Source organism: Microbacterium sp., assembly GCF_044340635.1.
Classification (GTDB): domain Bacteria; phylum Actinomycetota; class Actinomycetes; order Actinomycetales; family Microbacteriaceae; genus Microbacterium.
This window is the reverse complement of sequence record NZ_JBIITF010000008.1, coordinates 80,174-94,246: the sequence shown is the minus strand read 5'-3', so window position 1 is coordinate 94,246 and position 14,073 is coordinate 80,174. Positions and strand designations below refer to the sequence as shown.

The following is a 14,073-nucleotide window of genomic DNA, read 5'->3' as shown; positions in this document are numbered from 1 at the left end:
TCGACCCGCCGAGGCTAGACCGTTTCGGCTCGCTTTTGACGTGCCCACCGGGCGGGCTTGTGGGGGCCGTCCCACACCTGGATCGCACCCCAGACGACGGCGGTGATCGGCACCGCGAGGACCGCCCCGAGGATGCCGCCGACCACGGTTCCGATCGTCAGTGCGATCAGCACGACGAAGGCATGGAGCTTGAGTGAACGTCCCATCAGCACGGGCTGCAGGAAGTTACCCTCGAGCTGGTTGACGGCGACGACGATCGCGACGACGATCAGGGCGTTGACGGGCCCGTTCGAGACGAGCGCCACCAGGGCGGCGAGGATCCCGGCCAGTGTGGCACCGACGATCGGAATGAACGCAAGCAGGAAGACGAGCACGGCCAGGGGCAGCGCGAGGGGCACCTGCAGGATCCAGAGACCGATGCCGATGCCCACGGCATCGACGAACGCGACCGCCGCGGTGCCTCGGACGTACGAACCGAGCGTCGTCACCGTCTTGTCGCCGACGCGGCGGGCGCGCGCGTAGTTGCGTCCGCGGAACGGGCGGAGCAAGAACTCCCAGAGCTGGGGGCCGTCTTTCAGGAAGAAGAACAGCACGACGACGAGCAGCACGAATCCGGTGATGAAGTTCGCCACGGCCCCGACTCCGGCGAGAGCACCCGATCCGAACTGCGCGCTCGTGACGAAGTCGGTCGCGGTCGCGATCCATTCGTCGATCTGGGCCTGATCGAATTCGAACGGCAGGGTGCCCACCCACGCGAGAACATCTTGGAGGCCGTCCTGCGCCTGGCTGTAGAGCGTGTCCCACTGGTCGCGGACTGCCCAGACGATGAGCCAGCCGATGCCGCCGAGAACGACGACGATCGTCAGCAGGGTGATCAGAGTCGCGATGATCGAGGGCACCCCACGCTTTCGCATGGCGCGCATGATCGGGTTGAAGGCCGAAGCCAGGATCAGCGCGAGCACGACGGGAATCGTCACGAGCGTCAGTTGCTGGATCCCCCAGATAATGCCGATCACGACCAGCAGCACGACAATGATCTGAACGGCGCGGATGGCGAGACGTCCGAAGCCGTCAGACCACAGGCTCACGGGTGTCGCTATGTCATCGAGGGGGCTCGGTGTTTCCGGCCGTTGCGGCGCGGACGAGCTGTTGCCGAAGAGTCCCATGGCACGACGGTACCCCGGGTGTCGGGGAATTGCCCGCCCTTGCGTCCGAGGGGCGCGTGACGGTTAAGGTTCCGGAGCTTCCGGTCGTCCCGTGGTCGCCGGTTCAGACGAAGGCGCTCATGCCGGTGATGTCGCGGCCGATCAGCAAGGCCTGGATCGACTCCGTGCCCTCGTAGGTGTGGATCGCCTCGATATCGGCCAGGTGCTGCATGACGACGTTCTCGAGCAGGATCCCGTTGCCCCCGAGCAAATCTCGCGCGGTCGAGGCGATACGCCGCGCGGCCCGCGTGTTGTGGAACTTCGCGAGCGACGCCTGCGTCGGACGGAGGGCGCCGGATGCCTCCAGATCGGCGAGATAGCGGCAGTAGAGCTGCATGGCGGTGAGTTCGTCAAGCATCTGCGTCAGGCGTTCCTGCACCATCTGAAACTTCGCGAGCGGCTTGCCGAACTGCATGCGCTGAAGGGAATACGACAGGGCGGCCTCGTAGCAGGCGGTTGCGTGCCCGAGCGCCGACCACGCGACACCCGAGCGGGTGGCGTAGAGCACGGTCGAAGCATCCTTGAAGCTCTTCGCACCCGGCAGCACCGCGTCAATTGGCAGGCGCACGTCATCGAGCGTGATGTGCGCCTGATGGATGCCGCGCAGCGACACCTTTCCAAGGATGGGGGTGCCGCTGTACCCGGCGCGGTCCTGCTCGACGAGGAAGCAGCGGACGGCGCCGTGCTCTGCAGCATCCGGGTCGTCCACGCGTGCCCAGACGAACGTGATGCCGCCCGAGGCGCCGTTGCCGATCCACTTCTTGGCGCCGCGAAGCACCCACTCGTCGGAGTCCGCGTCGCGGCGGGCCGTCGTCTCGAGCGACACCGAGTCGGACCCGTGGTCGGGCTCGGTCAGCGCGAAGGCGCCGAGCACCTCAGAGGTTGCGAGGGGGCGCAGCCAGCGCTCCTGCTGTTCGGGACTGCCGAACAGCGCGAGCGTGCGGAGTGCGAGGCCACCCTGAACGGCGAGCATCGTGCCGAGCGATCCGTCGCCGCGCGAGACCTCCATATTGACCAGGCCGGCGGCGAGGGGCGAGAGGTGCGTGATGTCCGGGTGGTCGATGCCGTCGCCGAGCAGATCGAGCTCGCCGATGCGCCGCGCGACCTCGAGGGGGTACTCGGCGCGGTCCCAGGCCTCGCGCATCGTCGGCGCGACCTCGTCGACGAGCGTCTTCGCCCGATCCCAGACGGCGCGGTCCTCGGCGGGGATATCGGCGAACACCGCGTAGTAGTCGGTGTCGAGGCGCTGCGAGACGTCGTAGTGCGGGACGCGCTCGCCGGGGAAGGTGTCGTCGCCGGAGGTGTCGCCCGATGCCGTGGTGGGTGCGGTGCTGCTCATGCGCTCAAAGGTACTCTCGCGACATCCGGTTCCACCACTTTTGGGACGCAGTTCCACCCTCGCGCCCAGAAACGGGCACTCTCGCGCGGGATCAGTCGAGGGACGAGCGGATGCGGCGCGCCACCTCGGCCGCCGGCGTCGCGCGCGGGAACACGGCGATCACGACGTCGTCCGCCGCCGCCGGCGCCGGGTCGGGGTGGACCCCGTAGCGGCGGAGGGCGCCATCGAGCGCGGCCTGCAACTCCGACAGCGGCACGCGCTTGGTTCCGCGCAGCAGGCGCCGCAGCACGTGATTGTGGAGAGCCGTCACGAGAGCCGCGAACCCGACCGCGTCGAGCGGGTCGATGCCGGGCAGAGCCGACCGCAGGTATTCGTCGAACAGGCGCTCGTAGCGGAAGACGGTCACGATCTCGCGATCGCGAAGCGCCGGAACCTGCCGCACGATCTCATAGCGGCGACGCGCGACCTTCGGGTCGCTCGCGAAGTGCCGGAAGACGCGCTCGGTCGCCTCACAGACGGCGACCCACGGATTTTCATGACCGCGTTCGAGCCAGGTGCGGAGGTCCGCGAGCAGGATCTCGTGATCTGCGAAAACCACATCCTCTTTTCCCCCGAACTGCCGGAAGAAGGTGCTGCGTGACACGCCCGCGGCCCGCGCGATCTGCTCGACCGACGTCGCTTCGAACCCCTGCTGGGCGAAGAGTTCCAGGGCCGCGGCGACGACGACGGTGCGCGCGGCGGACGGTGACGGTGTCTCGCTCATGTCGACAGCAGCCTAGACCCGCGGGCCCCGCGCGCTCCGCGAACCCCGCCTCCCTGTCAACCCCGTTGCTTCATCGGGGACCGCGGGGTGTGCTGGTTTCATGCCCCCGCTCTGGAAGCTCGACCGCACCACGCCGTCCCTGTCCGTACCGTTCGCTCCCGCGCGGCACGAGGTCGTGATCGTCGGGGCCGGCATCACGGGGCTGTCGACCGGACTCATGCTCGCGGCCCTCGGGCAGGACGTCGCGATCGTCGAGGCGGGCGAGATCGCAGAACTTGCGACCGGTTCGAACACGGGCAAGGTGTCGCTGCTGCAGGGCAGCACGCTCTCGACGCTGCGCAGGCATCACCCCGCGTCGCTGGTGCGCGCGTATGTCGACGCGAACCGGGCGGGAGCCGAGTGGCTTACCGAGTTCGCGGGGAGCGCGGGAGTGCCCACGACCACCCGCACCGCGTTCTCGTACACGCCGTCGCGGTCCGGTGTGGAAGCCGTCGAGGCAGAAATCGAAGCCGGACGCGAGGCGGGTCTCGACATGCGACGTGCCGACGAGGCGGAGCTCGCGACGCCCTTCCCCGCGATGGCGGCAGCCGCGCTCGACGGTCAACTCGCGATCGACCCGGTCGCTCTCGCGGACGCCCTGGCTCGGGCCTTCGTCGCCGCGGGCGGCACCCTGCACACGGGCACGCGCGTGCGCTCCGTGCACGCCGTTCCCGAACCCCTCGTGCGGACGGATGCGGGAGCCCTCCGTGCGGATCGCATCGTGCTCGCGACCGGCACGGCGATCATGGACCGCGGTCTGACGTTCGCCAAGACTCGCGGCTTGCGATCGCACTGCGTCGCGTTCGACTATGACGGCGATATCCCCGACGGCATGTTCCTCTCCATCGACGGACCCGCTCGCTCGGTGCGCTCGGTCACCGCGGATGACGGGCCCGCGGGCGCAGCCCGTCTGATCGTCGGAGGAAACGGTCATCCGGTCGGTCGCTCGCACTCGGATGCGGCAGAGATCGACGAGCTCGTCGCATGGGCACAGAAGAACTTCCCCGGAGCGCGCGAAGTCGCACGCTGGTCGGCGCAGGACTACGAGTCGCACAACCTCGTGCCGTTCGTCGGTGTCATGCCCCGTACCCTCGGGCGCGTGCGTTTCGCGACGGGATACGCCAAGTGGGGCCTGACGAACGGACCGGCCGCCGCCATCCGGCTCACGTCCGAGATCATGCGCGTGCCGTTCCGCGAACGGCCGTCCTGGATGATCGCGCTCGGCACGCGCCTGACCGTTCCGGCCGACCTGGCCCGAGGTGCGCGAGAGAACGCCCTCGTCGGCGCCGAAGCCGCGAAGGGCTGGCTGCGGGCGGAGAGTGCGGGCGTGCCCGTGCTGCGCCCCGGCGAGGGGGAGGGTGTCATCGCCCAGCGCGCCGGGCATCCGGTGGCCGTGTCGAGTGTCGACGGACAGACGCGCGCGGTGAGCGCCGTCTGCCCGCACCTGGGCGGAGTCGTGTCGTGGAATGACGCCGACCGAACCTGGGATTGTCCGCTCCACGCCTCGCGTTTTGCGCCCGACGGGACGCGCATCGAGGGCCCCGCGGTCGACGACCTCACACCCCTCGATGGGCCGTCGGACGCGCCGGCGAACGAGGCCCCGCGTGGGTGCCCGGCGTCTGCCGTTCGCACCACCCCGTAGTAGGCTCGGGGACTGGTCGATCTCTCGACATCAAGACTCTTTTCGAAGAAATTCCCCGGCGCGACAGCGAAGGACTGCAACGTGGATCTTTACGAGTACCAGGCAAGAGACCTATTCGAGAAGTACGAGGTGCCGGTTCTCGCGGGCATCATCGCCGACACCGCCGAGGAGGCGAAGGCGGCCGCCGAGAAGATCGGTGGCGTCGTCGTCGTGAAGGCCCAGGTGAAAGTCGGAGGCCGCGGCAAGGCCGGCGGCGTGAAGGTAGCCAAGACCCCCGAAGAGGCATATGAGGCTGCTCAGCAGATCCTCGGCCTCGACATCAAGGGCCACGTCGTCAAGCGCGTCATGGTCGCGGCGGGCGCCCGCATCGCCACCGAGTACTACTTCTCGGTGCTGCTTGACCGCGCCAACCGTTCGTACCTCAGCCTCGCGAGCGTCGAGGGCGGCATGGAGATCGAGCAGCTCGCCGTCGAGAAGCCCGAGGCTCTGGCCCGCATCGAGGTCAACCCGCTGACCGGTATCGACTCCGCCAAGGCGCTCGAGATCGCGGAGGCAGCCGGCTTCGATGCCGAGCTCGCCCCGAAGGTCGCCGACGTTTTCGTCAAGCTCTACGACGTCTACAAGGGCGAGGACGCGACGCTCGTCGAGGTCAACCCGCTCGTGCTGACGGCAGAGGGCGACATCATCGCTCTCGACGGCAAGGTCTCGATCGACGAGAACGCCGCGTTCCGCCACCCCGACCACGAGGCTCTCGAAGACAAGGACGCCGCCGATCCGCTCGAGGCGAAGGCCAAGGAGAACGACCTCAACTACGTCAAGCTCGACGGTCAGGTCGGCATCATCGGCAACGGCGCGGGCCTCGTCATGTCGACGCTCGACGTGGTCGCCTACGCGGGTGAAGCCCACGGTGGCGTGACCCCCGCGAACTTCCTCGACATCGGTGGTGGAGCATCCGCCGCCGTCATGGCCGCCGGCCTCGACGTCATCCTCGGCGACCCGCAGGTCAAGAGCGTGTTCGTCAACGTGTTCGGTGGCATCACCGCCTGCGACGCGGTCGCCAACGGAATCGTCGGTGCCCTCGACACGCTCGGCGCGACGGCCTCCAAGCCGCTCGTCGTCCGCCTCGACGGAAACCGCGTCGAAGAGGGCCGCGCGATCCTGCGCGAATACGCCCACCCGCTCGTCACGCTCGCCGAGACCATGGACGAGGGCGCCGACAAGGCCGCCGAGCTCGCCAACGTCTGACCGGATAAAAGGACTGTAGAGAAATGTCGATCTTCCTCAACAAGGACTCCAAGGTCATCGTCCAGGGCATCACCGGCGGCGAAGGCACCAAGCACACGGCACTCATGCTGAAGGCCGGCACCCAGGTCGTTGGCGGCGTCAACGCCCGCAAGGCCGGCACGACGGTTTCGCACACGGATGCCTCGGGCAACGCCGTCGAGCTGCCCGTCTTCGCTTCGGTCAGCGAGGCCATGGCCGCGACCGGCGCGGACGTCTCGATCGCCTTCGTCCCCGCCGCGTTCACGAAGGACGCGATGCTCGAGGCCATCGATGCCGAGATCCCAGTGCTCGTCGTGATCACCGAGGGCGTGCCCGTCGGCGACAGCGCCGAGGCCTGGGCCTACGCCCAGAGCAAGGGCAACGCGACCCGCATCATCGGCCCGAACTGCCCCGGAATCATCACGCCCGGCGAGGCGCTCGTCGGCATCACGCCCGCCAACATCACCGGCAAGGGCCCGATCGGCCTCGTGTCGAAGTCGGGCACCCTGACGTACCAGATGATGTTCGAGCTGCGGGACCTGGGCTTCTCGACCGCCATCGGCATCGGCGGCGACCCGATCATCGGCACGACGCACATCGACGCGCTCGCCGCGTTCGAGGCCGACCCCGAGACGAAGGCGATCGTCATGATCGGCGAGATCGGCGGCGACGCCGAAGAGCGCGCGGCCGACTACATCAAGGCCCACGTCACTAAGCCGGTCGTCGGCTACGTCGCGGGCTTCACCGCTCCCGAGGGCAAGACGATGGGCCACGCCGGCGCGATCGTCTCGGGCTCGGCGGGCACCGCGCAGGCCAAGAAGGAGGCCCTCGAGGCCGCCGGGGTCAAGGTTGGCAAGACGCCGAGCGAGACCGCCGCGCTCATGCGCGAGGTCATCGAGGCGCTCTAGCACTCACACGCAAGAGGGGCGGATGCCGCGGCTCAGGCTGCAGCATCCGCCCTTCGTCGTGACCGGCCACACGGGCAGCGCCGACACAACTCCGGAAGATGTGGCCGATCCCGGCCGGATGCCGCACGAACGGCTTCCACATCGCAATCACACCGGAGCAATGTCCGGGCGTGCCTGGGAGGGAGACAACGGGGCCGCGGGTAGGGTCGAGGGCGCCATGCATCGCCTCATCGTCGCCCTGCTCAGTGCGCTCGACGCCCTCATCCAGGTCGCGGGGGGACTGGCGGTGATCGCCGCACCGCTGACGGCCCTGTGGGTCTTCGGGCTGGGGGGCAACGCCGACTGGGCGGCGCTCTGGCCCTCGACGGCGGCTGTCTGGCACGCGGGCAACCTCGTGCCGCTGCAGGTGACGCTGCCGGACACACTCATCGCCGCCGGGATCTCTTCGGAGGCCGCATCCTTCGCCTTCTCGCTCGCCCCCCTCGCTTTCGCCGCCTTCACCGTCATCTTCGGCGTTCGTTCGGGTGCGCGCGCGGCACGTTCGGGTGCGTGGTTCACCGGGTTCGTCTCGGCGCTTCTCGTGGCGGGGGCGCTTTCGACGGTGATCGCCTTCACCTCCAACACCGACGTCGTCTCCTCCGTCCTGTGGCAGGCCATCGCCATCCCGGCGGCCCTGTACGCGGCATCGGTGCTGATCGGCGGCATCGTCTCGGCCTGGCGGAACGGGGACGACGGGGCTATCGACGCGTTCCGTGATTCCCTCGAGCGGCGCGGCGCGGCCGACGCGGTCATCAGTGCGACAGCCCTCGGCGTGGCCGTGACCGTGACCACGCTCATCGGGGTGGGAGCCGTCGTACTCGCGGGCGCCCTGGCCATGTCGGGGGGCGAGATCATCGCGCTCTACCAGGCAGGCAACGTCGACATCCTCGGCGCGATCGTCGTCACCCTCGGCCAGCTCGCCTACGTCCCGACGCTCATCGTGTGGACCATTGCGTGGATCGCCGGCCCCGGTTTCGCGATCGGCACGGGCAGCACCGTCTCACCGGTCGGCACCGACCTGGCCGTGGTGCCATCGATCCCCGTGTTGGGCGCCATTCCCGACGCATCCAACGCCTGGCTGCTGCTCGTCGCGCTCATCCCCGTCGCGGCGGGTGCGCTCGGCGGATGGTTCGCCCGCTCGCGGCTGCATGCCGTCACCGAGGGGCCCAGCGATGCCATCGCACCGCGCCTCATGACAACCCTCGCCATGGCTGTGGTGTCAGCCCTCGCGGCGGCCGGGATGGCGATCGCAGCCTCGGGTGCGATCGGTCCCGGGCGACTCGCGGACGTCGGCCCGCAGGTCGGTCCCCTCGCCCTCGCGGTCGGCGTCGAGGTGCTCGTGGGGGCAGCCATCCTGTTGCTGTCACCCCTCTCGCACGCGCGTTCGCACGACGAATCCCCCTCCGGGGAGCGCGGGGATCAGCCTGTCGCGCCGACACGCGAAACGCTTGACCGTGCCTTCGTCATCGAGGACGATCAGCCGACCACCCCCATCGCGCCTCTCACTCAGGGGTGATCGCCCCGGGGTCGTCGCCTCCGCCCCGGTAGACTTGCCCGGTGCTCACGGTCGCGGTCCTCATCTCGGGCACGGGATCGAACCTTCGCGCGCTGCTCGAGGCCGCGCACGGCGCCGGATTTCCGGCTCGGATCATCGTCGTCGGGGCCGATCGTGACGCCGAGGGATTCGCGCATGCCGACGAGTTCGGCATCCCGACCTTCCTGGTGCCGTGGTCGAGTTTCGACTCACGCGAAGCCTGGGGTGACGAGCTGCTGCGTCAGCTCGATGTGTGGAACCCCGACCTGATCGTGCTGAGCGGTCTGATGCGCCTGCTGCCGCCGGCCGTCGTCGCGGCGTACGCCCCGCGCATCGTCAACACGCACCCTGCGTTCCTGCCCGAGTTTCCGGGCGCACACGGCGTGCGTGACGCGCTCGCCGCGGGTGCGGAGCAGACGGGCGCGAGTGTCATCGTCGTCGACGACGGGGTCGACACCGGACCGATCCTTGCCCAAGAGCGTGTGCCCGTGCTGCCGACCGACGACGAGGCCGCCCTGCACGAGCGCATCAAACCCGTCGAACGCCGTCTGTTGATCGATGTCGTCCGCCGCATCGGAGCCGGTGAGCTGGATCTCGCCGCTGCATCCTCCGCCTGATTCTTCGCACGTTCTATTTCTCGACCAAACACGGACCAACGTCCCCGCAAAGGAGCATCCCCATGGCCGGACCGAGCCACGACAAGTCCCTCTACCGCGACCGCGATGTCATTCCCGTTCGCCGCGCGCTCGTCTCCGTCAGCGACAAGTCCGACCTGCTGGTTCTTGCGGCAGCTCTCGCCGAGGCGGGCGTTGAGATCGTCTCGACCGGCTCGACCGCCGCGACCATCCGCGACGCGGGATACGCGGTGACGGATGTCGCGGCGGTGACGGGCTTCCCCGAGTCGCTCGACGGGCGCGTCAAGACGCTGCACCCGGGTGTGCACGCGGGGCTCCTCGCCGACCTGCGGCTGGAAGACCACGAGCGTCAGCTCGCGGACCTCGACATCGCGCCGTTCGAACTCGTCGTGGTCAACCTGTATCCGTTCGTCGAGACCGTGGCCTCGGGTGCCGAGGCCGACGACGTCGTCGAGCAGATCGACATCGGTGGTCCCGCGATGGTGCGCGCCTCGGCCAAGAACCACGCGAACGTCGCCATCGTCGTCTCGCCCTCGTCGTACCCGGCCGTGATCGACGCCGTCGCCTCGGGCGGCACGACGCTCGGCCAGCGCCGTGAGCTCGCCGCGCGCGCCTTTGCGCACACCGCCGCCTACGACTCGGCCGTCGCGACCTGGTTCGCCGAGGGCACTCTCGCCGAGGGCGAAGAGCTGCCGGGTCACCTGACGATCCGTGCCGAGCGCCTCGAGACCCTCCGCTACGGCGAGAACTCGCACCAGCGGGCCGCGATCTACACCCGCACCGGTGGTCATGGCATCGCGCAGGCGACGCAGCTGCAGGGCAAGGGCATGAGCTACAACAACTACGTCGACGCGGATGCCGCGCTGCGCGCCGCCTTCGACATGGTCAAGCCCGCCGTCGCGATCATCAAGCACGCCAACCCCTGCGGCATCGCGGTCGGGGCCCCGAATGCGCTCGACCCGATCGCCAGCGCCCACCTGCGCGCGAACGAGTGCGACCCCGTCTCGGCGTTCGGCGGCGTGATCGCGGCGAATCGTCCCGTGACGCTGAAGATGGCCGAGAACCTGCGCGACATCTTCACCGAGGTCATCGTCGCCCCCGGCTTCGAGCCGCAGGCGCTCGAGGTCTTCGCCGAGAAGAAGAACCTGCGGCTGCTGCAGCTGCCCGCCGACTGGAAGCAGGAGCGGATGGATGTCCGCCTCGTCTCCGGCGGATTGCTGCTGCAGGACGCCGACCGGTTCCCGGACGACATCGAGTCCGTCGCGAAGAACTGGGAACTCGTGTCGGGCACGCAACCCGAGGGCGAAGACATGACGAACCTCATCTTCGCGTGGAAGGCCTGCCGCGCGGTCAAGTCGAACGCGATCGTGCTGGCGAAGAACTCCGCGACGGTCGGAATCGGGATGGGGCAGGTCAACCGGGTCGACTCGTGCCGCCTCGCGGTCGATCGTGCGGGGGATCGCGTGCGGGGTTCGGTCGCGGCATCCGATGCCTTCTTCCCGTTCGCGGATGGCCCGCAGGTGCTGCTCGACGCGGGTGTCGCGGCGATCGTGCAGCCCGGCGGTTCCGTGCGCGACGACGAGGTCATCCAGGCGGCGCGTGACGCCGGCGTGACGATGTTCTTCACGGGCGAGCGCCACTTCTTCCACTGAGCCCGAGCCTTCGCGCCGAGTGCACGGCTTCGCGCCGAGTGCACGGCTTGCGTCGCGCGCAGAGGTCGTGCACTCGGGTGCAAGCCGTGCACTCGCGGGTCAGCCCTCGCGCTCGCGGCGCAGGCGTGCGGGGGCGCGGGCGAACCACGCCTCGTCGATCAGCTCCTCGAGCCGGGGCAGGGCGATGCGCTCGAGTCGGACGAGAATCGCGGCGTAGCCCGCAAAGTGCGCCGTGGTGAAGAACACCCCGGGTTCTTCCTCGATCAGCGCGAGCTTGGTTGGTTCGTCCTCAACGGATGCTCCCAGGACCGATCCGCCCTGACTCGCGAGGCCGAGTTCCGCCAGGTCGGGCTTTCGCAGCGGGCGATCCCAGACGAGCAGCTTGCCGCCGACCTTCCATGACACCGACCCGAAGGTCGTGCCCTCGACCACCCCGGGCAGACCTGACGCAATCGTTCGCACGTCGCCCCAATCGGCCATGTCGAAAAGGTAGTCGTCGGGCCGTGCCGCGCACCAGCATCCGGGCTGTTCCGCCGGGCTCGGCACAGCTCGCCGAGTCCGCCGCTTATGCCGCGCGGATTCGGGCGGCTCGACGACAACGGCCGGGCTCGGCGAGGAGAGCGCATCCTCCCGCGGGCCGGGGCAGGTGCCGAGCCTCTCGGCGTGCTCGGGGAAGGGACCGCGCGGCGGTGTCCGATTTCCGCGAGCGGGTGGTCCCGGCGCGTGTCAGGCTGGAGGTATGAAGCAGTCCGCAAGCGTCGTGCCGAGGCATCCGTCGATGACCTTCGACGAGCGCTACCGCGCGATCTCGTCGCGCGACACCCGCTTCGACGGCCAGTTCGTCACGGCGGTTCGGACGACCGGGATCTACTGCCGCCCGAGCTGCCCCGCCCGCACGCCGAAGCCCGGGAACGTGTCGTTCTTCGCCACGTCTGCCGCCGCACACGAGGCGGGCTACCGCGCCTGCAAACGCTGCTTGCCCGAGGCGGCGCCGGGCTCGCCGGAATGGGACCTGCGCGGCGACGCGGCCGGCCGGGCCATGCGGTTGATCGCGGACGGGGTGATCGAACGCGAGGGCGTGCCGGGGCTTGCTTCGCGCCTCGGGTATTCGCCCCGGCATCTGACCCGGATGCTCGCGGCCGAACTCGGTGCCGGGCCCCTGGCGCTCGCCCGAGCGCAGCGTGCCCACACCGCTCGCATGCTCCTCGTCGGCACCGACCTGACGGCGGCGGATGTCGCGTTCTCGGCGGGTTTCTCGAGCGTTCGGCAGTTCAACGACACGGTGCGCGAGGTGTTCGGGATGACCCCGACCGAGCTGCGCGCGCGCGGCACGCGGGCCGGAGCGGCACCCGAGGGCGGGGGCACCATCCGTCTTGCGCTGCCCTACCGGCTGCCCTTCGATGCCGCGGGACTGTTCTCGTGGATGTCGGCGCGAGCGATCGCGGGCGTGGAGGTCGCGTCACCCGATTCGTTCGCTCGCACCCTGCGGCTGCCGGGTGGGCCGGCGTGGTTCCGGGTGCGCGATGCTCCCGCGCAGAGTCGGCTCGTGCTCGAAGCCCGCGTCGCCCGCCCGGCGGATCTCGCGTCTCTCGTGGCCCGGGTGCGGCGGCTCTTCGACCTCGACGCCGACCCCCTGGCGATCGACGGGGCCCTCTCGACTGACTCGCTGATCGCCGCGCGCGTGCGCGCCGTGCCGGGGTTGCGGGTGCCGGGTGCCGCGGATCCGCACGAGATGCTGATCCGGGCGATGGTCGGTCAGCAGATCACCGTCGTCGCCGCCCGGACGGCGCTCACTCGGCTGACAGACGAACTCGGCGAACCCACGGAGGCCTGGGAGGGAACGGGGCGGCTCTTTCCGACGATGTCCACGATCGCCGAGCACGGCGCCGACGTGCTGCGTGGTCCACGTGCGCGGATCAACGCCATCACGGCCGTCGCCGCGGCCCTGTCATCCGGTGAACTCGATCTCGGACCGGGGGATGACCCCGCCGCGCAGCGTGCGACTCTGCTCGCGCTACCCGGAGTCGGGCCGTGGACCGCCGATTATGTGCGGATGCGCGTGACCGGCGACCCCGATGTGTTCCTTCCGGGCGACGTCGCCGTGCGGACGGGCGCCGTTCGCGCCGGACTGCCGGGCGATCCGCGCGAGTTGACCGCTCGGGTCGCACCGTTCGCGCCGTGGCGGTCGTACCTGACCGGGCATCTGTGGCGCGCGACCGCGGACCTGCCCGCGCCCGCCGGCGCTGTCCCGGGCCCAACGGGGACGGGACGTGCGCGTCGGGCGAACATCTCAGAGGTGCCGCATCCCTCAAGCCCCGAAATCCCGTCCCTCGAGTCACATCCCGCCCCATATCTCCTCCCTGATGTACGCCGCACGAAAGGCACCCCCGCATGAGCGACCTCGCAACCGCCCTCATCGAAACGGTCGATACCCCCGACGGCCCGCTGGTGATCTTCGCGGATGCACAGCAGCGCGTGCTCGCTGCGGGCTGGACGACGGATGCCTCGGCCGTCATCGCTCGCATCCATCCGGTCCTCCGGCCCGGCACCGTGCGTGAGGCCCGACTCGACGCTGCCGACGCGGCGCGCGCCTACTATGGCGGCGCCCTCGACGCCCTCGACGATGTCCTCGTCCGGCAGCAGGGCACCGAGCTGCAGCTGAAGGGCTGGAGTGCGCTCCGCCGCATCGCGCCGGGGGAGCCGCTCACGTATACCGAGTTTGCCGCGACTTTCGGGTCCCCGACCGCCGTTCGGGCTGCCGCATCCATCTGTGCTCGAAACGCCCCCGCACTGTTCGTACCGTGCCACCGGGTTCTTCGCAGCGATGGGTCACTCGGGGGCTTCGCGTGGGGCCTGCCCGTCAAGGCGAGCCTGCTCGCCCACGAACGCCGAGCGGCGTAGCCCTCGACGCAGTCGCCCCGTACCGGTCGCCGCCGGTGCGCTCGGCGCGCCGGCGACCGGATGTCGACCGAGGGAAGCGGTGTGATGCTTGCCCCGTTCCTCGCGGGCGCATACTCTGGAAGGCTGCCCGCACCGCGTCTGGCGACCAGGATC

The 14,073-nt window shown here is 69.6% G+C and carries 12 protein-coding genes; 8 read left to right on the top strand and 4 right to left on the bottom strand.

Going from position 1 to position 14,073, the window contains the following annotated elements; genetic code table 11:
• Window positions 1-14: 14 nt before the first annotated feature.
• The 3 genes from ACIQ0W_RS09010 to ACIQ0W_RS09000 all read right to left on the bottom strand — a co-directional run bounded on the left by ACIQ0W_RS09010 (window position 15) and on the right by ACIQ0W_RS09000 (window position 3,307).
• Window positions 15-1,166, bottom strand: a complete 1,152-nt coding sequence (locus ACIQ0W_RS09010) for an AI-2E family transporter (RefSeq protein WP_396642438.1) — start codon at window positions 1,164-1,166, stop codon at window positions 15-17.
• A 103-nt stretch (window positions 1,167-1,269) separates the two neighbouring features.
• Window positions 1,270-2,544, bottom strand: a complete 1,275-nt coding sequence (locus ACIQ0W_RS09005) for an acyl-CoA dehydrogenase family protein (protein WP_051513839.1) — start codon at window positions 2,542-2,544, stop codon at window positions 1,270-1,272.
• A gap of 91 nt (window positions 2,545-2,635) precedes the next feature.
• Window positions 2,636-3,307 carry a TetR/AcrR family transcriptional regulator gene (locus ACIQ0W_RS09000; RefSeq protein WP_036300418.1) on the bottom strand — a complete coding sequence of 224 codons (672 nt, stop codon included), beginning with the start codon at window positions 3,305-3,307 and terminating at the stop codon, window positions 2,636-2,638.
• A 100-nt stretch (window positions 3,308-3,407) separates the two neighbouring features.
• Between ACIQ0W_RS09000 and ACIQ0W_RS08995 the strand changes: the two genes are divergently transcribed.
• From ACIQ0W_RS08995 to purH, 6 genes are all read left to right on the top strand, one after another.
• Window positions 3,408-4,988, top strand: coding sequence for an FAD-dependent oxidoreductase (locus ACIQ0W_RS08995; protein ID WP_396642437.1), 1,581 nt, complete (start codon window positions 3,408-3,410; stop codon window positions 4,986-4,988).
• A gap of 81 nt (window positions 4,989-5,069) precedes the next feature.
• Complete coding sequence (gene sucC, locus ACIQ0W_RS08990) at window positions 5,070-6,233, top strand: ADP-forming succinate--CoA ligase subunit beta (protein ID WP_396642436.1); 1,164 nt, start codon at window positions 5,070-5,072, stop codon at window positions 6,231-6,233.
• A gap of 23 nt (window positions 6,234-6,256) precedes the next feature.
• Window positions 6,257-7,159 carry a succinate--CoA ligase subunit alpha gene (gene sucD, locus ACIQ0W_RS08985; protein WP_396642434.1) on the top strand — a complete coding sequence of 301 codons (903 nt, stop codon included), beginning with the start codon at window positions 6,257-6,259 and terminating at the stop codon, window positions 7,157-7,159.
• Between the two features lie 22 nt (window positions 7,160-7,181).
• Window positions 7,182-8,714, top strand: coding sequence for a DUF6350 family protein (locus ACIQ0W_RS08980; RefSeq protein ID WP_396642433.1), 1,533 nt, complete (start codon window positions 7,182-7,184; stop codon window positions 8,712-8,714).
• Between the two features lie 41 nt (window positions 8,715-8,755).
• Window positions 8,756-9,349: a phosphoribosylglycinamide formyltransferase gene (gene purN, locus ACIQ0W_RS08975; RefSeq protein WP_396642432.1), complete on the top strand. Its 594-nt coding sequence runs from the start codon at window positions 8,756-8,758 to the stop codon at window positions 9,347-9,349.
• A 62-nt stretch (window positions 9,350-9,411) separates the two neighbouring features.
• Window positions 9,412-11,019, top strand: coding sequence for a bifunctional phosphoribosylaminoimidazolecarboxamide formyltransferase/IMP cyclohydrolase (purH, locus tag ACIQ0W_RS08970; RefSeq protein WP_396642431.1), 1,608 nt, complete (start codon window positions 9,412-9,414; stop codon window positions 11,017-11,019).
• Window positions 11,020-11,118: 99 nt separating this feature from the next.
• On the opposite strand, the gene ACIQ0W_RS08965 is transcribed toward purH, so the two are convergent.
• Entirely contained in the window at window positions 11,119-11,499 is a 381-nt protein-coding gene (locus ACIQ0W_RS08965) for an MmcQ/YjbR family DNA-binding protein (RefSeq protein ID WP_396642430.1), read from the bottom strand.
• Window positions 11,500-11,758: 259 nt separating this feature from the next.
• Here ACIQ0W_RS08965 and ACIQ0W_RS08960 point away from each other — a divergent pair, with 259 nt between their 5' ends.
• Window positions 11,759-13,414 (top strand): AlkA N-terminal domain-containing protein, encoded by a 1,656-nt coding sequence (locus ACIQ0W_RS08960; RefSeq protein ID WP_396642429.1) that lies wholly within the window; start codon window positions 11,759-11,761, stop codon window positions 13,412-13,414.
• The gene (locus ACIQ0W_RS08955; protein ID WP_396642428.1) at window positions 13,411-13,920 is read left to right on the top strand and encodes a methylated-DNA--[protein]-cysteine S-methyltransferase; all 510 of its coding nucleotides are present in this window, start codon (window positions 13,411-13,413) and stop codon (window positions 13,918-13,920) included. Before ACIQ0W_RS08960 ends, ACIQ0W_RS08955 begins: the two co-directional genes overlap by 4 nt.
• Window positions 13,921-14,073 lie beyond the last annotated feature (153 nt).

Coding starts and splice junctions, on each gene's coding strand:
- ACIQ0W_RS09010 (WP_396642438.1), bottom strand. CDS start 1,166: ATGGGACTCTTCGGCAACAGCTCGTCCGCGCCGCAACGGCCGGAAACA.
- ACIQ0W_RS09005 (WP_051513839.1), bottom strand. CDS start 2,544: ATGAGCAGCACCGCACCCACCACGGCATCGGGCGACACCTCCGGCGAC.
- ACIQ0W_RS09000 (WP_036300418.1), bottom strand. CDS start 3,307: ATGAGCGAGACACCGTCACCGTCCGCCGCGCGCACCGTCGTCGTCGCC.
- ACIQ0W_RS08995 (WP_396642437.1), top strand. CDS start 3,408: ATGCCCCCGCTCTGGAAGCTCGACCGCACCACGCCGTCCCTGTCCGTA.
- sucD (WP_396642434.1), top strand. CDS start 6,257: ATGTCGATCTTCCTCAACAAGGACTCCAAGGTCATCGTCCAGGGCATC.
- ACIQ0W_RS08980 (WP_396642433.1), top strand. CDS start 7,182: ATGCCGCGGCTCAGGCTGCAGCATCCGCCCTTCGTCGTGACCGGCCAC.
- purH (WP_396642431.1), top strand. CDS start 9,412: ATGGCCGGACCGAGCCACGACAAGTCCCTCTACCGCGACCGCGATGTC.
- ACIQ0W_RS08965 (WP_396642430.1), bottom strand. CDS start 11,499: ATGGCCGATTGGGGCGACGTGCGAACGATTGCGTCAGGTCTGCCCGGG.
- ACIQ0W_RS08960 (WP_396642429.1), top strand. CDS start 11,759: ATGAAGCAGTCCGCAAGCGTCGTGCCGAGGCATCCGTCGATGACCTTC.
- ACIQ0W_RS08955 (WP_396642428.1), top strand. CDS start 13,411: ATGAGCGACCTCGCAACCGCCCTCATCGAAACGGTCGATACCCCCGAC.